Here is a 19556-nt window from a genome sequence, read left to right as displayed (position 1 = left end):
TTTAGGGGGAGAAAATTATGAATAAAAGATTAAAATTGGCGTCTATTTTAACAGCTATTTCTATGGCAACTGCATTAACACTAACAGGGTGTTCAGAAACTACGGAGAAAGCACAATCAGATGAAAAAGTTATGGCTCAAAAAGTGGAGTTAGTAGATAATGGTGTTTCGGCTGAAGAACGTGAGAACAGACCAATGCGTATTTTACTTATCAATGATGATGGACATGATGGAATGGGTATCCAAATGTTATTTGACAAGTTAACAGAAGTAGGTTATGAAGCGTGGATGGTTGCGCCTCTTACTAACCAAAGTGGTACAGGAACTTCTATACTATGGAACAAAGAAGCTCATGAATTAGTAGAGTATGGAGATAAAAAATATGCATTTGAAGGTACTCCTTCAGATTGCTTCAAAGCTGCAGTTCACGTTGTAATGCCTGAAAAACCAGACTTAGTAATTTCAGGTGTAAATGATGGACCAAATTTTGGGGAAGTACAATTTAACTCAGGAACAGTTGGTGGAGCTGCAAGAGCTGTTAGACATGGTTATCCAGCTATAGCTGCAAGTCTTAATATACTAAATGATGAAAATCTTGAAGGGTTCATGATTCCTGCTGTTGATTTCGCAGTTAATATGGTAAATGAGCTTAATGAAGAATGGAAAGCAGGAAATATGTTAATGCCTCTTGGAACAGGTTTAAGTTATAACTATCCAGCTGTACCAGCTGAAGAAGTTCAAGGTGTAAAATTCATTGAAAATGAAGAAGTTTATACAGATTTCCAAAACTACGCTTACGATGAAGAAAAAGGTGGGATTTACAACTCTATGGATATGGATAAATTCATGGGTCAAATTAAAAATCCTGAAGTTGTAACTGATTTAACAGAAGCAAATAGAGGATTTGTTACTATTACTGTCATTGATGGAAATTGGAACGCAGAGCAAGAAAAAGAAGATTATATGAAAGAAGTTTTAAAGGACATTCAACCTTAATCAGAAATAATGGGAGATTATGATGAAAGAGGAAATTATAATACTGAATTAATAACACTAACTATTAATTCGTTAATTGGAGATTCAGTAAGAATGCAAAAAGTTTTAGAAGATATTATCAAAGAAAACATTGAATTCCTTCCACAATATAAATAATTAAAACAAAATCAGAGTGAAAACAATACCTAAGTATCGTTTTCACTCTGGTTTATTTTATATTCTTTTAAGTTTCTATATAAGGTTTCTATATGGGATTTCTATAGATTTCTCTAATCTAGTAATTTACTGTTGATATTTTCGAATAGAAATATATGTGTTTTTAAAAAATACTATAGAGATTCCAGTATAAAACTAAACTTATACATACAGGTCTGAGGTGTCTGCGATTTTGAGATATGTATAAATTAAGTTATACTATGGAATTTCTATAGATGATATAATAAATATCATAGTATAGATATTAATTACATTAGTAATTAATGAACAATTAACAGTGGACTAGATAAAATTAAAGGGGGGGCCTATGAAGAAAAAAGTTGCAATTATTGATTACTCTGAACAAGAAATTGCGCCAATATATAATCAATTAAAAAGTATCTTTAATGATGCCATAGATATAATAAAAATTGTTCAAGGGGATGAAGTAGAGAAAAAAGTTAGTGTGGATATATTATTATACCCTTCGTTTTCATTATACAAGAGCATGAGGAATTATTTTCATGGACATGAGAATGCTATTAAAATGAATAAAACTATTACCTTGGATAGTAAAGAAAGATTAAAACAGGTTAAAGTGCATGGCCCAGTATATTCATATCATAAAGACTTTAGTATTGCTAGTGAAATAAGCCGTGAATTCCATCATATGCTTAATTGTAATAAGGTAAATATTGCACCTATATCTAACATTAGTTCTGAGAATGAAAGAAAAATATATATTGTATTGGAAGACAGCTATAAGGAAAAGAAATATGGACATGAGCAGAAATTCATAAATTTAGGACCAGGATATTTAGATGTTGATACAATAGTTGAAATGTCAATGAAACTTGACCTTGATTATATTACTGAAAATATTAATTTATATAATACTAATAAAAGTCTAGCGACTACTAAAGAAGGATTGAAATATATAATTAATAAAATGAATAGTTATCAGAGTAAGGTTAAAGTACTTTTAGATTCTAATGAAGATGGAATTATTGAATTAGGAAAAGATGGGGATCTTAAACTTTGCAATAACAATGCCTGCAGAATAATGAATACTACCAGAGAAGAACTTTTAAAGATGAAAGCTAAGGATTACTTGCCAGGAAAATTAATTGAAGAGGCTTTTGTATATAAAAATACTGTTAAAAATGAAGTTGCAAAAATACACGATAAGGATATAATTTTTTCAATTGAACCAGTTATTCATTCAGGAAGATTTTATGGGGCAATTATTATTTTGAAGGAATTCCATGAAGTTGAGAATAGGCAGCATAAAATAAGAAAAAAACTTATAGGAAAGGGGCATAAGGCTAAATATACCTTTGATAATCTTATAGGGGATAGTCAGTGCATGCTCGAGTGTAAGAAAATTGCAAAGAGAATGTCTATGTCAAAAGCATCTATTTTAATTACAGGAGAAACTGGTACAGGTAAGGAGATTTTTGCACAGGCGATTCATAATGAGTCACCTAGAAAAAATTATCAGTTTGTAGCAGTAAATTGTGGAGCGTTACCAGCTAATATCCTTGAAAGTGAACTTTTTGGATATGAAGATGGGGCTTTTACGGGATCAAGAAAAGGCGGAAAAATGGGATTGTTTGAACTAGCCCATAAGGGAACTATTTTTCTTGATGAAATAGGAGAAATGCCTTACATCCTGCAAACTAAACTATTGAGAGTTCTTCAAGAAAAAGAAATAATGAGATTAGGTAGTGATAAGATTATTTCTGTTGATATAAGAGTTATAGCAGCAACTAATAGGAAACTTGAAGAGCAAATTGCTAAAAAGAGGTTTAGAGAAGATTTATATTATAGACTTAATGTTCTTCCTTTGCACATTCCTCCTATTAGAAACAGGAGAGAAGACATACTTCCTTTAATTGAGTATTATAAAAAAAGCTTGGGAGGGGATTTTTTACTAAGCGATGAAGCTAAAAAAGTATTGGTGAGTTATAAGTGGAATGGTAATGTTAGGGAAATAGTGAACTTTGTAGAGTACTCGTGCAATATTAACGAGGATACAATAACGGCTAATGATATTATTTTTAATAATAAAAATGAAGAAGAGTTGAAAAGAGAGAATAGTAAAGCAGAAGAGGATTTTTTAGAGAGTATTGGAGAGGACTTAGAGAAATATATTTTTGTGCTTAAAGTTCTTAATGAAAGTTATGAGAAAAAAGTTAGAGTAGGTAGAAGAAGCATTTATGAAAAGACCAAGGAAGTAGATCTGCTTCTTGGTGAACAAGAAATAAGAAAAATTTTAATTAATCTAAATAAAAATGGTCTAGTGAAGATAAGTAAAGGGCGATTAGGAAGTGTCATCACAGAGTATGGTAAAGAAATTCTTAAAGTGATAGATAATAGTTAAAGGGTTAAAAGGGTTGAATGGGTGCATACCGTTTAACCCTTTGATGCATTTATGAATTCTAAATTCGCGTATTTCAAGGGTTTAGGTATAATAATCATTTTGGCATGGAATTTGCTTAATAATATAAGGGTAGGTTATATTTTAGGTAAGACATTAGGTTTATAAGCATCAGTAACAAAATAAGAATTATCATAGATGTATTTTTCAAACTATTCTAAATAGATAATAAATTAAGGAGTGAAAATATGAAAAAGTTATTTACAGGTAATGAGGCGGTTGCTCGTGGAGCATATGAAGCAGGTGTAAAATATGCATCAGCATATCCGGGAACACCAAGTACAGAGATATTAGAAAATGTTGCTCTTTATAAGGATAATATTTTAGCTGAATGGGCACCAAATGAAAAAGTAGCATTAGAGGCAGCAATCGGTGGATCTTTAGCTGGGGCGAGAACTTTAGCTGTTATGAAGCATGTTGGGGTAAATGTTGCAGCAGACCCATTATTCACATTTGCATATACTGGAGTTAACGGTGGTATGATTTTAGTTACAGCGGATGAACCTGGTCAACATTCATCTCAAAATGAGCAAGACAATAGACAATATGCTAAATTTGCTAAAATACCAATGTTTGAGCCAACTGATAGCCAAGAATGTAAAGATATGATGAAAGATGCTTTTGAATTAAGTGAAGAATATGATACTCCTATCCTATTTAGAATGACAACAAGAGTTTGTCACTCAAAAGGTATTGTAGAGTGTTATGACAGAAAAGAAGTTGAACTTAAAGAGTATAAAAAAGATGTTAAAAAATACGTGACAGTACCAGGGCACTCTAGATTGTTAAGATTAAAGGTTGAAGAAAGAATGAATAAACTTAAAGAGTTTTCTGATAGTACTGAATTAAACTTCTTTGAGTGGAATAATACTAAAATAGGTATTATAGCTTCTGGTGGCGCATTTGGATATGCAAAAGAAGTTTTCGGAAATACTGCATCTTATTTAAAACTTGGATTTACTAACCCACTTCCAGAAAACAAAATTAAAGAGTTTGCAGAAAAAGTTGATAAAATATATATTATTGAAGAAAATGATCCATACATCGAAGAGTTTGTTAAAACATTGGGAATAGAATGTCATGGAAAAGATGTTTTCCCATTCTGTGGAGAAATGACTCCAGATGTAATTAGAAAATCAGTATTTGGTGAAACAATGCCATCTATAGAGTATGATGAAAGTAAAATAGTAGCTAGACCTCCATCATTATGTGCTGGTTGCCCACATAGAGGATTTTTCTATGAAGTTGGTAAGAGAAAAAATGTTGTAATTTCAGGAGATATTGGGTGTTATACATTAGGTTTTGCAGAGCCTTACAACGCAATGGATTGGAACTTCTGTATGGGCGGAAGTATAAGTGTTGGACATGGAGCACAACAAGTATTTAACATGAGAGAAAATAACCAAAAAAGATTAATCTCAGTACTTGGAGACTCTACATTCTTCCATACTGGAATTAACTCTTTACTAGATGTTGTTTATAACAAGAGTAATTCTATAAATGTAATCTTAGATAATAGAATTACAGGAATGACTGGACATCAAGAAAATCCAGGAACAGGTTATACTCTTCAAGGTAAAGAAACTAAAATCGTAGAAATTGAACCAATAGTTAGAGCTTGTGGTATTGAACATGTGAGAGTGGTAAATCCTAACAATCTTCAAGAAGTTAATGAGGCGTTTGATTGGGCATTAGCTTTAGATGAACCATCAGTTATTATTACAAGATGGCCTTGTGTTCTTAAAAAATTCTCTAAAGAAGATAAAGAAGAGTTCAAAGGTGCATTCGTTGAAAAATGTGTAGTTGATAAAGAAAAATGTATTGGATGTAAAAAATGTACAAAAGTTGGATGTCCAGCAATTTCATTTGATAAAGAAGCTAAAAAAGCAAATATAGATTCAGCTATGTGTGTAGGATGCGAAGTTTGTGCTCAGGTTTGTCCTGTAAGTGCAATTGTTAAGGAGGAAAAATAATATGACAAAGAGTATTTTATTAGTCGGAGTAGGTGGGCAAGGAACAATTCTTGCAAGTAAACTTTTAACAACTGGACTTATGGAAGCAGGATATGACGTAAAGATGAGTGAAATTCATGGAATGTCCCAAAGAGGAGGATCAGTATCTTCTCAAGTAAGATATGGTGAAAAAGTAGAATCACCAGTTATAGAAATCGGTGGGGCAGATATCTTAGTTTCATTTGAAAAAATGGAAGCATTAAGATGGCTTAAATATCTAAAACCAGAAGGAAAAGCTATAGTAAATGATCATAGAATAGACTCTATGCCTATTCTTAATGGAAAAGCTGAGTATCCAGAAGGTATTAATGAAGAATTAGTAGAAAAGGCAAATGCTACAATTGTTGATGTTGCTACAAAGGCAAAAGAACTAGGAAATCCAAAGGTTATGAATGTAATTCTTTTAGGTGCTTTAGTAAAATCAATGGGACTTGATGAAATAGATTGGGAAAGAATTATAAAAGAGAACGTAAAAGAAAGATTTATAGATTTAAACATTAAGGCTATAAAGGTAGGAATGGATTTAGTAAAATAATCTTAGAAAAACATAGTTGACAATGGACAGTGGTTGTCAATTGTCAACTGTCAATTGTTAAATAAAAAAAGCCCTTGAGGGCTTTTTTTATTGGTTTATATTATATTCTTTAATTTTTCTATATAAGGTTGCTCTACCAATGCCTAAAGATTCTGCTGCGTTGGTAATTGCCTGTTTAGTATTTCCAAAATGTTTTAAAGCTTTTTCAATCTCTCGTTTTTCTAAATCTTTAATAGATGTGATGCCTTCAAACTCTGTCTCTTTGAAAGACTTACATATATTCTTTAAACGGTTAGGGAGATCGATAACTTGAATTTCATTGCCTCTACACATGTTTACAGCATATTCAATGCTATTTTCAAGTTCTCTTACATTACCTGGCCATTGATAATTTTTAAGTATATCTAAGGCACAGGGGGATATTTCTTTAATGTTTTTTCCTAATTTTTTATTGCATTTATTTAATAGATATTGAACCAAAATCACAATATCTTCTTTTCTTTCTCTTAATGATGGAATGTTCACAGGAATAACGTTTAATCTGTAAAAAAGGTCCTGTCTAAATTCTCCTTCAAATGCTTTTGTCTCTAAATCTTTATGAGTAGCTGCAATGATTCGAACATCTATTGGTATATAGTCTTTTCCACCAACTTTTTCAATAACATTCTCTTGTACAACTCTCAAAAGTTTAGCTTGAAGGTGTAGAGGTAAATCACCAATTTCATCTAGAAAAATCGTACCCTTATTAGCGAGTTCAAATTTTCCAGCTTTACCACCTCTTCTTGCTCCAGTAAAAGCCCCTTCTTCATAACCAAAAAGTTCACTTTCAAGTAATTGTTCAGGAATGGCTGCACAATTTATTGGAATAAATGGCTTACAGCATCTATCACTATGAAAATGAATAGCTCTGGCAAAAAGTTCTTTTCCAGTTCCACTTTCTCCTTGAATTAATACAGTAGAGGTTGAATTAGAAGCCTTTTCTGCTTCAGTTTTCACATCTTTTAAGCAATGACTTTCACCAATAATGCTATCAAATCCTGTAACAATAGCACCAGTGGTAATTTTATTAACAGTATTCAATACTTCAGAGATATTACTGAAGGTAAATACCATACCAAAGGGTTTATCATCAATTTTAATTGGGTTTGAATCAAAAACACCTCTAAATTGATGGTGATTTTGTTTATAGGTAAATTGTCTGTTCTTTACGACCTTATTATGTCCCATTAAATTATTTAGATTAATATTTTCTATGAAATCCTTAATATTCATGTTTAAGATTTCTTCTTCATCTATATGGAATAACTGAAGAGCTTTCTTATTATATCTAGAGACCCTTCCGTCATGATCAACGGAAATGATTCCTTTGTCAACCGAGTCTATAACGGTCTCTAAATTTTTTACTAAAAGCTCAATTTTATCTGTATTCTCCTGTTCTAATAACTTTGAAGAAATTAAATCTGCCATCCTATTTAAAAATTCTATAAGATTATCTTTATCATTAATAATTGCATTTCTTTGTTCTTCTTCAAAAGCTATGAGTCCTATAGCCCCAATGGCACGATTACCTACTTTAATTGGGCAACAAACTTCTGCACGTTCGCTACAGGTTTTGAGAGCTTCACACTTTAAACACACAGCGTGCTGACCAGGATTTTCAATAATAAAGCTTTCACCTTTACATAAAGCAAAGCTGAATACAGAATTTTTACTAACTGATTCCCCAATACACTGTTTATAACGTCCAGTACCTGCAATTCTATTAAGACAATCATCTACAACAGTTACATCAATTTTAAGTACACTTGATATAGCTTCTGAAATATTTTGAACACTTGAAACAATTTTACTTAAGCTCATAATCTAACCTCTCCATTTTAAAAATTAAGTAAAAAAGAAAATCTTATAGAGTTTCAATTCTCAACTAGAATGTTATGCGTGGGCTTTGGTTTGCATTTGCTTCATTATTTTTAAAATACAACTATCAGCATTGCTCATTCCTTCAACAGATAAAGTTTTTAAATTCTTTATTGTATCTTCAGCAGTTTCTGCTACGATTCCGTTTCTTGCAGGAACTATACAATTGTTCATAGCTAAAAGTGCAGATTGTACAGCTGAAGAAGCAGAAGTTGCAAGCTTTAAAGCACAACCTACTTTTGCACCATCACAAATCATTCCACTAGTGTTAGCAATCATATTTTTAATAACGCCATCTATTTGGTTGTCATTTGCACCCATAAGCCAAGCAATTGCTACACCTGCTCCTGTTCCAGCGGCAACACCACAAGCACATAAAGCAGATAATCTACCTATATAATACTTAGTATAACTATTCATAATGTGACTTATAGCTAAAGCTTTAGCTAATCTTTCATCGTCCACATTGAATTTTTTTCTGTAAGCGGCTATTGGTAAAATAGCTGTTAGTCCATTATTTCCACTTCCATTACTACTCATAACAGATAAACATATTCCGGACATTCTAGCATCTGAAGCAGCCGCAGTCATCATCATAGCTGTATTTGCTATATCGTTAGATAGAATTCCTTTATCCATATTTTCTTTAAAACTGTAGCCTACTCCCATACCTTTTCTTTCACTTAAACCACATTCAGATACTTTTTCATTCATCTCTAAACCATCTAGCATAAAAGAAATATCTTCGTATGGTATTTTTTCTATTTCTTTTATAATATCAGAAATTTTCATATTGTATAAGACATTATTTGAATTTGAACTTTGTCCATTTTCTTCTTTTGCATCTAATATAACTTCACCTTGTTTCTCTATAAACACAAATTTATTATGTCTACCTTGTATAACTACTTTAGCAGAGCCTTTATTAGTATCAATATTTGCTTCAATATATATTTTCTCTTTTGTATCTTTTATATCTAATGATAGTTTTCCACTGTCTAATAATTCATTAGCAAGTTGAACATCTTCTTCAGTAAGACCTTCTAATACTCTTAAATCCTTTTCGCTTTTTCCACCTGTTATACCTAAGGCTGCTGATATGTAAAGTCCAACTTCATTTGTATTTGGGATTCCAACTGCTAAACCATTTTTATATATATTAGGGCCAACAAGAACCTCTATATTATTTATTGTATCGTAATCTATTAACTCTTTAACCTTTGCACATGCTAATGCCACAGCTACAGGTTCAGTACATCCCATTGCTGGAACAACTTCTTCTTTTAATGTATCAATAATAAGATTTCCTATATTCATGAAATCACTCCCTTTACTTGTATGTATATAATATAAGCAATAAGCATGCCAAAATTGGTTTTAAAAATATTTTATCTCATTTGTATTGTTATTTGTACGTTAATAAGGTGACTGGCTTTGATAAGTTTCTTTTATAAACGTTGAGACAAAAGGATTTAAGCCTTAAATTGAAATATTAAAATTTTAATTTAAATAGAAACATATATTATTGAAGAATGAACACTTATATATGAAGTTTCTCAAAATGAGAAAATACTAAATGGTGTAGTCTCAAAATGAGAATATAGTCTCATTTTGAGACTGTTTTTGGTGAGGTGGCTGTAATTGAAAATTAGTGGTTAATGTTGTTGTAAATACAATATAATGTAAGTATAATGAAGTAAATGGAATATGCATTAATGTTTTCGGATATTTATAAAAAATAAATAGAAAATTTAAAAGGAGCTTATTAATATGAAAAAAGTAATAATGGGTATTATGTTTATATTACTAACCACCACATTAATCATTGTGTGTATTTCTAAAAAATCATCAAAAGAACCACCTGAATTAGAAATAATTATTGGAGATAAGAAAATAGAGTATATAACTTCAAAAAATACATGGGATGGTGCAATCTATGATAGATTATGTGCATTTAAAACTATAATGAAAGAAGGCTCTAACGTTGAGATTCCATATATTGAAATTGGAAAAACTGCTATGATTAGTTTTAAGAATAATCCGCCAAGTAAATTCACTATATCTGATATTTTAATTGATGAAAATGGGAAGCAGATGTATTCTGACAAAGTAATAATCAATATTCCAGTTGAACTAAAGGATGGTAAATGTTCTTTTGAAATTAAGAAACACTTTGCATCAGCATTGAGTTCAGTTTATGTGGAGAATAAAATTGATTATAGGGGTTTTAAAATGATAGCTTCTTGGGGTGAAAATAAAAATGAATGTGAATATGCATTTATTATTAGAACAGATGGATTTTAATTTTGGAGGAGTACATTTATGAATAAGCAAAAAAGGTGAGAGAACTAAAAATGGGGCATTATTAGGGTTAAGTATATAGGAGGGATTGCAATGAAGAAAATAACTTATTTCATTTTAATTTTAGCCTTCTTAATTGTGGGATGTGGTAAAAATTCTGATGTTTCTCAGAATTATGTTAAAGTGACACCGAGTAAACTTTTTGAAGGGGATGCTAAAAAGTTAGAACCTCATTTTGACATGATGACAGGATGTATTAAGGTTAAATATCAAGGTGATAAGGAAAGTCTAGGCCTTAAATATGAAATATGGGAGAATGGCAAGATTAAAGAGTCTCAAAATGGAATTTCAACATCTTTTGATAAAAATGAATTTGATGGAGAAGTTAGTATTTCTTTGAAAGATATCATTGGTACTGATTTAGAAAAATCAAATTCTATGGTAATGAAAACAATCATTAGTAAAGACAATGGTTATGTTGGGTCAACAAAATATATAGATAGATTTGATAAAGAGTGTGGTTACGGACCTGTTGAAATAGATGGAGAACTCAAGGTGACTGATAGCGAAGATATTACTATATGGGGAGTAACTGCACATAAAGGCTCTTTTGCGTCGGGAGGAAAAAGTATTGAGGATGAAGTGAAAACAGCTGATTGGGGATTAATATTTAAAATATATTTCAAATAAGGCATATGAAAATAAATAACAAGTCAAAGATGCGACGGATATTTTGTGATATGCGAAGAGTTGGGTTCCGCTGATAGTTACGCTATCAGTGGAACCCAAGGATGAAGCAGGTATACTAGGAGGGGACTTAAGATGGAAAAATTATCATTAGAAAACATAGAAAAATATATAGTATTAAACAATGAACTTGCATTTGAAGATCCATATGTATTAAAGATAACTAAAGATGAATTTCTAGAAAAACATACGCAAGATTTAAAATTGGGATGCATAGACATATTTATTCTGTCCAATAACAAAGAAGATATTGGTTTTGTTGAACTTTCTAAGGATGTTGATACAGTGATAATTGAAGAAATCTATGTTAGAAAACAATATAATAATTATAATGCATATAAAAGTATGTTGGAGTTTGTACATAAGTGTTATTGCGACTCTAATATTAGAAGAGTGAAATTTATAGGAGTAAATGATAAAGCTGATTTAATAGAAGGTTTAAAAGATATTGGGTATAGAATGGAGAAAGAGCACATTCAGATGGAAAAAATAATCTCTAAACTATCTAAAAGAAATTTAACAATAGATTATAGAACTTTTTATGAAATAGGGGATGAAAAATGGATTTATAATTTCATGGAAAAATGTATGGAAGGAAGTAACTTCAGTTATAAAGTAGAAGAAATTAATGAATTGATTGAAAAAAATAGTGATTTAATATTTGTATTATATGAAAACAATCAACCAATTGGGTTTATTATTTCTTATATAAATGAAAAAAGAAACAAACAACAAAATATGAATGTGATATATATTGAGGAGATTGCGATTTTAAAAGAGTTTAGGAATAAAGGTTATGGATTTAGGGTTATAGAGTCTGTTTTAAATAAAGGTAAGAATAGTGGTATGGATATAGCGAGACTTCATGTATATAGGCATAATGAAAAAGCCTATAGATTGTATGAAAAAATAGGTTTTAATGAAATAAAGAGTATAGGGCATTGGAATAAGATTTTAGGTATATGAAATAATAGTTTTTAATTAATATATAGGACAAGAGTGGAATAATTATTAAGGGGGTGAGATTTGGTTGAATGTAGGAACGTGGGTTGGGGTATTTTTGCCGCTTTTTTTATTGTTTTTCGCAAGTTTACCACAACAAAATGCAGCAAGAAAGTCAGTAATTTCAAAAATACAGAAAAGGAAAGGGGTTATAATTATGTCAAATGAGATAATTAAAAAATATATAGGTAAGAATTGTATTATATCAACAGGCACATTTGGTATAAACGTAGTTGGAAAAATAATTAGTGTGGAGGAAAATTGGATTGAGGTTGAAACGAAGAAAGGTAATGAACTTATAAATGCTGAATTTGTACAAAGTATTAAAATAAAATCCAATTAAGCTGTTTAAAACTAGTTATTATTATATATTAAAATATGAAGATGAGAATCCATTTTGACTAACTTTAAAAAATTATATAGAAAAGCTAAAGAGTACTATAAAATCTAGTTATAATAAGGAAGATTTTTATGCCGGATTCTAGAAAAATCGAAAAATCTTTATAGGAGAACATAATATTAGTAATCTAGAGATAGATACTATTTAAAGTGAGGGGATATGAATAATAATGTAAAGGGAAAGCTTTCAATATTTTTAATGTCAGCATTATGTTTCATGATGGTTACAACTAAACATCATCGTGCTTTAGGGGACTATGTATTGGAATCTATTGGGTTAAAATCATGGTCTGGTAATTATAGTGGTGATCATCTAACTGTGATTTATTTTGGAGTGCTTTTTTTTATAAGTATATTTTTTGTAGAAAAGTATGCTATAGGTAAGTTAAAGCTTAGAAGATGGGATGTTTTTTTAGTTTTTGTGGGATGTATGATTATATTTTCAGCAATATCAAAAACTACTGTAAGGTTAATAAAAGAAAATTCTGCTGGGTTATTATCTATAGGATATAAATATGAAAATAGTAGTATGAATTATAGAGCCGAGGAGAATGAGTTAGTAGAATTTACTGCTAAATTTACATTAACTAATTATAGCAAGAAAAAAAAGACTTTTTATTTGAGTATTGATAGCCCATTTGATAGACATGATGGACTTGGAGAGATTAGTTTTTACACTTTTGATGGTAAGCCAGCGGTTTTTGAGTTACAAGGTAAGGAGACTAAAACATTTATATTAACTTTAGATGACTACAAAGTTCTTCGAAGCACTGGATTTTATCATAGTGGGCACAGAGGACCTGTTCGTGAAGTTGTATTAGCCAACGAGAAGGGAGAAAAAATTAGGATAGATGGTAGAAAAGGTTTCGTAATTAATTTAGGGAGTAAATAGTTGGAAAGAAACAATTAACAAAACCATAAAACTAGGGTGAGATTATTTTATCAAGATTTAATTTAAATAAATGCTTATAAATCTAACATATTATATATTAAAAATGAGATAGTTTTATCTATCTCATTTTTTTGTAATTTAGAAATCTTCAAATTATGCTTATACTACGAGGTTATGGCTTTCTTGCCAAATACAAAACTATTGTATCATAAAGCTTTATATTATTGCCAAAACTCAAAATAGCGTCCTTGATGCCTGCGTAAAATTTTGATTTATACGGCTCCTGTAGAGTTATATGACAAGCATGTGTACTTATCCATGAGACATACTCATCAGCGTTAAGTTCTCTTGTTTTGTGATAATGACGGCATTCAATATCAGTAAAGCCATATTTTTCAGTATTGTTGTAATTTAAATTGCATGTATATTCTGTTTCTGGATGAAAATATTCAGAGTATACTTCCTGTATCTTCGAATATAAGGGTTCATTAGCACTTTTTTCATCTGTTCGAGTTAACATCATCGCAAATGTTCCATTGCTTTTTAACATATCATAAACTTTTGGAAAGCCAATTTCCTCCGGTATCCACTGGATTGTTGCGGCTGAATAAACCAAGTCAAATTGATGATCCCCAAAATCATATGTTTCAAAATCAGCATTTACAATTTGAAAATTATCATATGAACTAAATTTATTCTTTGTATACTCTGCAAAATTTTCGCCAAGTTCAATCGCCAAATGCGAACAGCCTGTTTTCAATATCGGTTCGGTAGCCTGACCTGTTCCGGGACCAATTTCAAGAGCTGTTTTGCCAGAATCGAGCTTTGAGTATTCTATAACATCGGCGAAAAGTTCATCACAATAACGGGTTCTCCATTTGTCAAATTCTTGAGGAATGCTGTCAAAAACCTTCCTAAAATCCATAATAATACCTCCAACTAATATAAATAATCGTTAGTTCATATTTTTCTACTATTTCGTCATATTTAATATCTTTCCATTACGACGAATACAGATATATTATTCAATATAACCATTAAGCCTTAATACAAATATGTTATGTACTAAAAATAATATGTAATTCTATGTAAATTATATCATATTATTATAAAAATTAACAAAGTAAAAGGGCACTAACATATCAAGTACCCCATTTATTTTAAATAACTTTAAATTTTTTCTATATTGTTTTTAATCATATGAACAACATGTGCTTGAATATTTTGGGACTTATTCAACTTTTGTTTCAGATAAGATTCTTAAGGCTTTACAAATATCTGACACATCTAAAAAACAGTTGTTTTCTTCTCCGATATATAGTGCATTAACCATTACCTTGCACAATAATGAACTAATTATATAATTCAATATACCAGGAGTTCCAGATGTTAGTTCAACTACTTGAATGACCGATTTCTCTTGAAAATCAACACCAAGACAGTCAAGTACATATCGTACTCCGATAATATCCCTACTACTTTCAGCATCAGCACTACCAACGACAAGTCTAACTATATTGGAAGTGAAATTATGGTTACACTTATTATTAGGATCAAAAAGCTTTGTTTGAAAATGACCTGTAATATTTATACCCTTTTTAGCAATGCCGCTTAAAATACAACTAAAAGTACGATCATCTACAATAAAGCTAAATTGAGTTCTGATTTTAAAGGTAAAACTGTTAGTGCTCATTATATAACATTCCTTTCTTTAGTAATCTTTTTGTTGCAATATTCATCATTAGTTGATCAATTTATTCATAGTATTCAATATATTATATTCAAATGGGCGGAGAGTTGTACATAAATCCGACAAGAATCGTTAAACAATAGGACTAGCATATTAAACTATTTAAAAAACCAATAGATGGCTAATCATCTATTAAAAAACAAAAATTCAAAACTTATATGGATATGATAGAATTAATTATGAATTTAAAGAATTTTTACACTTAGAGGTGAAAGACATATGAATTATATAGGAATAGATATAGGATCTACTGCAGCTAAGGTTGCGGTATTTAATGAAGATAAATTAATAGAAACCTTTGTTATGCCCACTGGGTGGAGTAGCGTTGAAACAGCTAATCTTATCAAAGATAAATTAATGATATTAGATATAAATGAAGATAATTCTAAAGTTGTAGCAACGGGGTATGGAAGGGTGTCTGTACCTTATGCACATAAGACAATAACTGAGATAACTTGTCATGGTAAAGGTGCTGCGTATCTTAGTAATAGCGACTGTACTGTAATTGATATTGGAGGTCAAGATACTAAGGTAATTACTGTAGAAAATGATATGGTAACAAATTTTATTATGAATGATAAATGTTCAGCGGGGACAGGAAGATTTTTAGAAATAATGGGTAATACACTTGGGGTTGATATAGAAAAGCTATGTGAACTAGCATCTCAAGGTTCAGGAATTACTATAAGTTCAATGTGTACTGTTTTTGCTGAATCAGAGGTTATAAGTTTAATAGGTAGAGGAGAGAAAAAACAAGATATAGCCTTCGCTATTGTAGATTCAGTTGTGAGTAAAGTGAAATCACTATGTGGAAAACATTCCTCAGGAACAAATTACTTTTTAACAGGTGGGTTATGTGAAAGTGAATACATTGTTAATAAACTTTCAGAAAAACTAAACGTACCAGTAAAAACAACTGAATTAGCTAGATATGCAGGGGCTATCGGAGCGGCTCTTATGGCTAAAAAGATTAAATAGTTTAGGCATGTGAAAATAAATAACCAGTCAATGATGCAAAATAGACGAGTATACAGAAAGAAATTTACCTTATTAATTTTGATATAGAAAATAGTGAAGGTTCACCACTTTTTCTATATCAAGATATAATGATAATTTCTTTCTGTATAACTGACTTGTTATTTATTTGAACTTGCCTTATATAGATAAATTAAACAAAAGAACGGGAAAGGTTTCATTATTACTTTTTTCAGGTTCTTTTTTATATGGTCTTTTACCTTCCGTAAATATAGAATAATATTAAGCAAATGGAAAGAAACACAAAAAATTTAAGAAGAAATATAACTTACCACACATTTTATATTTTAGGAGGGAACAATTATGAAAAAAGCGATAACAGCAACTTTAGCACTGGGGATACTTTTTAGTGCATCAACTACAGCTTTTGCTAATGATGAATACTACACTGTAAAAAAAGGTGACGTACTTTGGAAAATAGCAAGAAAGTATGATACAACATGGGAGAAGCTTGCAGAGATAAATAAGCTTGATAATCCACATTTGATATTCCCAGATCAAAAAATAAAAGTTAGCATTAATGAGGAAGCAAGCAAAGAAATAAGTAAAGAAGAAAGTAAAAAAGAATTAAGTAACTCAGAAAAAGTAGTAGCAGTTTTAAATAGTATTGAAACAGGTGATTCAGAAGCAATTGCATATATTAATCCAGAAAAATATATTCAACATAATTTATCAGCTGGAGATGGATTAGAAGGTTTTGGACAATTACTTAGTATGCTACCGCCAGGAAGTTCATCAGTAGATGTAGTTAGAGTATTTGAAGATGGGGATTACGTTATAACTCAGACTGATTATAATTTCTTTGGACCAAAAGTAGGATTTGATATTTTTAGATTCGAAGATGGCTTAATTGTAGAACATTGGGATAATTTAGCTGAGAAGATAGTGGAGCCTAATCCAAGTGGAAGAACACAACTTGATGGAGTAACAGAAGTTGTTGAACTAGATAAGACAGAAGAAAATAAAGCACTTGTTAAAGATTTTGTGGAGACGGTTTTAATGGCAGGGAAATTTGATGTAATGGGAGAATATTTTGATGGTGATAATTATATTCAACATAATACACAAATAGCAGATGGATTATCAGGCTTAGGACAAGCTATGGCGGCTATGGCAGAGCAAGAAATCTATATGGTGTATGAAGAGAACCATATGATACTAGGCCAAGGGAACTTTGTTTTATCAGTAAGTGAAGGAACTTTTGGTGGACAGAAAGTAGCTTACTATGATCTATTTAGAGTTGAGAATGGAAAGATAGCAGAACATTGGGATGTTATTGAAAATATTCTAAATAAAGAAGAATGGAAAAATGATAACGGTAAATTTTAGTTGATTGGTTAAGTAACATAAGGCGTATGATATATTATCATACGCCTTATGTTATAATAAAAGGGATTATCAACTGGAGGTTTATCTATGGATACTATTAGAAGAATTAATTTTAAAAAAACTGAAGATAAGTTATTTGAGTTTGAAATAGTGGACTTACAAGAGTTTTTTAAGACACGCCCAACTAAAATTTTATTAGAAAATTTCAGAATGAATTTTTATAATATATTGTATATAACATCTGGTGAAGGAAAACATGAAGTAGATTTCAAAGTATATGATTTTAAAGCAGGAGATATGATATTGATTGGTAAGAATCAAGTACATCGATTTTTTCCAGATACTAAAGCTACTGGATACATTCTTTTATTCACTGAAGATTATTTGTGTGCCGATTCAAAGATGAGTATTCAAGATTTTTTGGAGCACTTCAATAGTCCATTATATAATCCTATTATTAATATAGATGTTTCAGAGGAATCTTCAAATCGTATACTTATTGATTTATTGTATAAAGAGTACAAAGCAGAAGATAATGCAGTGAAAGGATCATTGTTAAAATCTCTTTTTAGAAGTTTTATGCTCGCAATCAGTAAGTTTAAGAAGCCTAATGAACAAAGAGAAATTTCTGGTAGTTATAAAAGGTTTGTAGAATTTAAAAATCTTGTAGAAATTCATTATAAGGAAAAGAAAACAGTTCAAGATTATGCAAAGATGATGTTAGTTTCGCAAAAAACAATTAATCAAGCAACAAGAGCAGTGGTAGATTTATCAGCTAAACAATTTATTATTGATAGAATATTATTAGAAATTAAGAGGTATATAGATCAGGGAGAGTACACAATAAATGAAATTTCAGATTTGATGGGATTTGACGAGCCTTCTAATTTAACTAAGTTTTTTAAACGCTATGAAGGAATTTCACCCAAGGAATTTAGAGCAGAATATTTTGATTCAGGCCGCTGATAAAGCTTAATTTCGGCGTTGTTAAGGCACTCTGTGCAACTCATGTACGTACACTTTTGTGCACTGCACAGAGAGCTTATTCATTGACATTGAACTCTTTCAACAATCTGAAATTCTAAAGTTAGAAAACATAGTAAAAATAATATATTGTAATTTTGAGAATAAACAAAGATACCTAAAAAGCAGGTATCTTTTTATTATAATAAAATATCTAAAGCTTTGATGCTAAATCTCTAGCTTCGTTCTTACCTTTCTCGACAGCCGTATGTTCTTCTTCTTCAGTAAATTGAGTATTATCAACTAAAATTTCATGGAAATTCTTTATGCCAAGAAACTTGAAAATATCTTTGAGATATGTTCCTCCATGATTAATTCTTCTTTCTAGGAGCCAAGGTACCGGACCGCCAGATGATTGAATATACACCATAGTTCTGCATCTATCATTTAATAGACCTTTAATATTATTAGGCTCAATTTTTATGGTAACATCCTGTTGTATTATGCAATCTAAATATTCTTTTAATGGGGCTGGAAACAAAAGACTCCACATAGGAGCTGCTATTACATAAAAGTCAGCATCCTTGAATTCCTTTGCAAGTTCAATTATCCTATCTACGTCTCTTTTTTCATTTTCTGATAATTGATCATATACTTGTTGATCTACAAGTTCATTTCTTCCTTTAAAATATCTGTAATGAAGTCTAGGTAGATTAATCTTATAAAGATCAACTTCTTTAAGTTCATAATCATCATTTTTTTCAAGGAATGCATTTATAAACTCTCTTCCAACTGTTTTACTAGCAGATATATTTTCAGGCTTTGAGTTACAGGTGATATAGAGTAATTTTTTCATTATGACACCTCTTTTTTATTTTTCAGATATAGTATCTAACAAAGTGCTTGTTTATATTCCAATATTTTTACATGTCAGATTTTTGATTTTGAATCATTAGGTTTCATTTTTATAGTTATTCGTATAAGTCCTACATTCTAATAGGAGAATAATATCACTATAATAAAAATATATTAAAGATAAATTTT

18 protein-coding genes are annotated in these 19556 nt (G+C 30.4%); 13 read left to right on the top strand and 5 right to left on the bottom strand.

Features of this window, described 5'->3' with window-relative positions; translation table 11 throughout:
* The first annotated feature begins 17 nt into the window (after positions 1 to 17).
* The 5 genes from surE (at position 18) to KDK92_RS06600 (ending at position 6177) form a co-directional block, all read left to right on the top strand.
* Positions 18 to 995, top strand: coding sequence for a 5'/3'-nucleotidase SurE (surE, locus tag KDK92_RS06620; RefSeq protein ID WP_250858407.1), 978 nt, complete (start codon positions 18 to 20; stop codon positions 993 to 995).
* 9 nt (positions 996 to 1004) lie between these two features.
* On the top strand, positions 1005 to 1151 hold the full coding sequence (locus KDK92_RS06615) for a hypothetical protein (protein WP_250858406.1): 147 nt from the start codon (positions 1005 to 1007) through the stop codon (positions 1149 to 1151).
* Between the two features lie 367 nt (positions 1152 to 1518).
* Positions 1519 to 3573: a sigma-54 interaction domain-containing protein gene (locus KDK92_RS06610; protein ID WP_250858405.1), complete on the top strand. Its 2055-nt coding sequence runs from the start codon at positions 1519 to 1521 to the stop codon at positions 3571 to 3573.
* A gap of 245 nt (positions 3574 to 3818) precedes the next feature.
* A complete protein-coding gene (iorA, locus tag KDK92_RS06605; protein WP_250858404.1) occupies positions 3819 to 5603 on the top strand; it encodes an indolepyruvate ferredoxin oxidoreductase subunit alpha in 1785 nt (594 codons plus the stop codon).
* A gap of 1 nt (position 5604) precedes the next feature.
* Positions 5605 to 6177 (top strand): indolepyruvate oxidoreductase subunit beta, encoded by a 573-nt coding sequence (locus KDK92_RS06600; RefSeq protein WP_250858403.1) that lies wholly within the window; start codon positions 5605 to 5607, stop codon positions 6175 to 6177.
* An 87-nt stretch (positions 6178 to 6264) separates the two neighbouring features.
* Here KDK92_RS06600 and KDK92_RS06595 read toward each other — a convergent pair whose 3' ends face one another.
* A complete protein-coding gene (locus KDK92_RS06595) occupies positions 6265 to 8037 on the bottom strand; it encodes a sigma-54-dependent Fis family transcriptional regulator (RefSeq protein WP_250858402.1) in 1773 nt (590 codons plus the stop codon).
* 72 nt (positions 8038 to 8109) lie between these two features.
* Entirely contained in the window at positions 8110 to 9411 is a 1302-nt protein-coding gene (locus KDK92_RS06590) for an L-cysteine desulfidase family protein (RefSeq protein ID WP_250858401.1), read from the bottom strand.
* A 453-nt stretch (positions 9412 to 9864) separates the two neighbouring features.
* Between KDK92_RS06590 and KDK92_RS06585 the strand changes: the two genes are divergently transcribed.
* From KDK92_RS06585 to KDK92_RS06565, 5 genes are all read left to right on the top strand, one after another.
* Positions 9865 to 10398 (top strand): hypothetical protein, encoded by a 534-nt coding sequence (locus KDK92_RS06585; RefSeq protein ID WP_250858400.1) that lies wholly within the window; start codon positions 9865 to 9867, stop codon positions 10396 to 10398.
* A 90-nt stretch (positions 10399 to 10488) separates the two neighbouring features.
* Complete coding sequence (locus KDK92_RS06580) at positions 10489 to 11085, top strand: hypothetical protein (protein ID WP_250858399.1); 597 nt, start codon at positions 10489 to 10491, stop codon at positions 11083 to 11085.
* A 132-nt stretch (positions 11086 to 11217) separates the two neighbouring features.
* Entirely contained in the window at positions 11218 to 12108 is an 891-nt protein-coding gene (locus KDK92_RS06575) for a GNAT family N-acetyltransferase (protein ID WP_250858398.1), read from the top strand.
* 64 nt (positions 12109 to 12172) lie between these two features.
* The gene (locus tag KDK92_RS06570) at positions 12173 to 12487 is read left to right on the top strand and encodes a hypothetical protein (RefSeq protein ID WP_250858397.1); all 315 of its coding nucleotides are present in this window, start codon (positions 12173 to 12175) and stop codon (positions 12485 to 12487) included.
* 216 nt (positions 12488 to 12703) lie between these two features.
* Positions 12704 to 13435: a hypothetical protein gene (locus KDK92_RS06565; RefSeq protein WP_250858396.1), complete on the top strand. Its 732-nt coding sequence runs from the start codon at positions 12704 to 12706 to the stop codon at positions 13433 to 13435.
* Between the two features lie 172 nt (positions 13436 to 13607).
* Here the strand turns inward: KDK92_RS06565 and KDK92_RS06560 are convergent, their stop codons facing one another.
* Positions 13608 to 14360: a methyltransferase domain-containing protein gene (locus tag KDK92_RS06560; protein WP_250858395.1), complete on the bottom strand. Its 753-nt coding sequence runs from the start codon at positions 14358 to 14360 to the stop codon at positions 13608 to 13610.
* 306 nt (positions 14361 to 14666) lie between these two features.
* Positions 14667 to 15128 carry a hypothetical protein gene (locus tag KDK92_RS06555; RefSeq protein WP_250858394.1) on the bottom strand — a complete coding sequence of 154 codons (462 nt, stop codon included), beginning with the start codon at positions 15126 to 15128 and terminating at the stop codon, positions 14667 to 14669.
* Between the two features lie 276 nt (positions 15129 to 15404).
* On the opposite strand from KDK92_RS06555, the gene KDK92_RS06550 reads away from it, so the two are divergent.
* The 3 genes from KDK92_RS06550 (at position 15405) to KDK92_RS06540 (ending at position 18515) form a co-directional block, all read left to right on the top strand.
* On the top strand, positions 15405 to 16163 hold the full coding sequence (locus KDK92_RS06550; RefSeq protein WP_250858393.1) for an acyl-CoA dehydratase activase: 759 nt from the start codon (positions 15405 to 15407) through the stop codon (positions 16161 to 16163).
* Between the two features lie 360 nt (positions 16164 to 16523).
* Positions 16524 to 17549, top strand: coding sequence for a LysM peptidoglycan-binding domain-containing protein (locus KDK92_RS06545; protein ID WP_250858392.1), 1026 nt, complete (start codon positions 16524 to 16526; stop codon positions 17547 to 17549).
* A gap of 87 nt (positions 17550 to 17636) precedes the next feature.
* A complete protein-coding gene (locus tag KDK92_RS06540; RefSeq protein WP_250858391.1) occupies positions 17637 to 18515 on the top strand; it encodes a helix-turn-helix domain-containing protein in 879 nt (292 codons plus the stop codon).
* A gap of 211 nt (positions 18516 to 18726) precedes the next feature.
* On the opposite strand, the gene KDK92_RS06535 is transcribed toward KDK92_RS06540, so the two are convergent.
* Positions 18727 to 19368: an FMN-dependent NADH-azoreductase gene (locus KDK92_RS06535; RefSeq protein ID WP_250858390.1), complete on the bottom strand. Its 642-nt coding sequence runs from the start codon at positions 19366 to 19368 to the stop codon at positions 18727 to 18729.
* Between the last annotated feature and the right edge of the window lie 188 nt (positions 19369 to 19556).

The organism is Oceanirhabdus seepicola, from assembly GCF_023684385.1.
Lineage (GTDB): Bacteria > Bacillota > Clostridia > Clostridiales > Clostridiaceae > Oceanirhabdus > Oceanirhabdus seepicola.
Note: the sequence above shows the minus strand (reverse complement) of the source record. Positions and strands in the feature narration are given on the sequence as shown.

Excerpts from the sequence above, each read along its gene's own strand:
- surE (WP_250858407.1), top strand. The coding sequence starts at position 18 with ATGAATAAAAGATTAAAATTGGCGTCTATTTTAACAGCTATTTCTATG.
- KDK92_RS06615 (WP_250858406.1), top strand. The coding sequence starts at position 1,005 with ATGGGAGATTATGATGAAAGAGGAAATTATAATACTGAATTAATAACA.
- KDK92_RS06610 (WP_250858405.1), top strand. The coding sequence starts at position 1,519 with ATGAAGAAAAAAGTTGCAATTATTGATTACTCTGAACAAGAAATTGCG.
- iorA (WP_250858404.1), top strand. The coding sequence starts at position 3,819 with ATGAAAAAGTTATTTACAGGTAATGAGGCGGTTGCTCGTGGAGCATAT.
- KDK92_RS06600 (WP_250858403.1), top strand. The coding sequence starts at position 5,605 with ATGACAAAGAGTATTTTATTAGTCGGAGTAGGTGGGCAAGGAACAATT.
- KDK92_RS06595 (WP_250858402.1), bottom strand. The coding sequence starts at position 8,037 with ATGAGCTTAAGTAAAATTGTTTCAAGTGTTCAAAATATTTCAGAAGCT.
- KDK92_RS06590 (WP_250858401.1), bottom strand. The coding sequence starts at position 9,411 with ATGAATATAGGAAATCTTATTATTGATACATTAAAAGAAGAAGTTGTT.
- KDK92_RS06585 (WP_250858400.1), top strand. The coding sequence starts at position 9,865 with ATGAAAAAAGTAATAATGGGTATTATGTTTATATTACTAACCACCACA.
- KDK92_RS06580 (WP_250858399.1), top strand. The coding sequence starts at position 10,489 with ATGAAGAAAATAACTTATTTCATTTTAATTTTAGCCTTCTTAATTGTG.
- KDK92_RS06575 (WP_250858398.1), top strand. The coding sequence starts at position 11,218 with ATGGAAAAATTATCATTAGAAAACATAGAAAAATATATAGTATTAAAC.
- KDK92_RS06565 (WP_250858396.1), top strand. The coding sequence starts at position 12,704 with ATGAATAATAATGTAAAGGGAAAGCTTTCAATATTTTTAATGTCAGCA.
- KDK92_RS06560 (WP_250858395.1), bottom strand. The coding sequence starts at position 14,360 with ATGGATTTTAGGAAGGTTTTTGACAGCATTCCTCAAGAATTTGACAAA.
- KDK92_RS06555 (WP_250858394.1), bottom strand. The coding sequence starts at position 15,128 with ATGAGCACTAACAGTTTTACCTTTAAAATCAGAACTCAATTTAGCTTT.
- KDK92_RS06550 (WP_250858393.1), top strand. The coding sequence starts at position 15,405 with ATGAATTATATAGGAATAGATATAGGATCTACTGCAGCTAAGGTTGCG.
- KDK92_RS06545 (WP_250858392.1), top strand. The coding sequence starts at position 16,524 with ATGAAAAAAGCGATAACAGCAACTTTAGCACTGGGGATACTTTTTAGT.
- KDK92_RS06540 (WP_250858391.1), top strand. The coding sequence starts at position 17,637 with ATGGATACTATTAGAAGAATTAATTTTAAAAAAACTGAAGATAAGTTA.
- KDK92_RS06535 (WP_250858390.1), bottom strand. The coding sequence starts at position 19,368 with ATGAAAAAATTACTCTATATCACCTGTAACTCAAAGCCTGAAAATATA.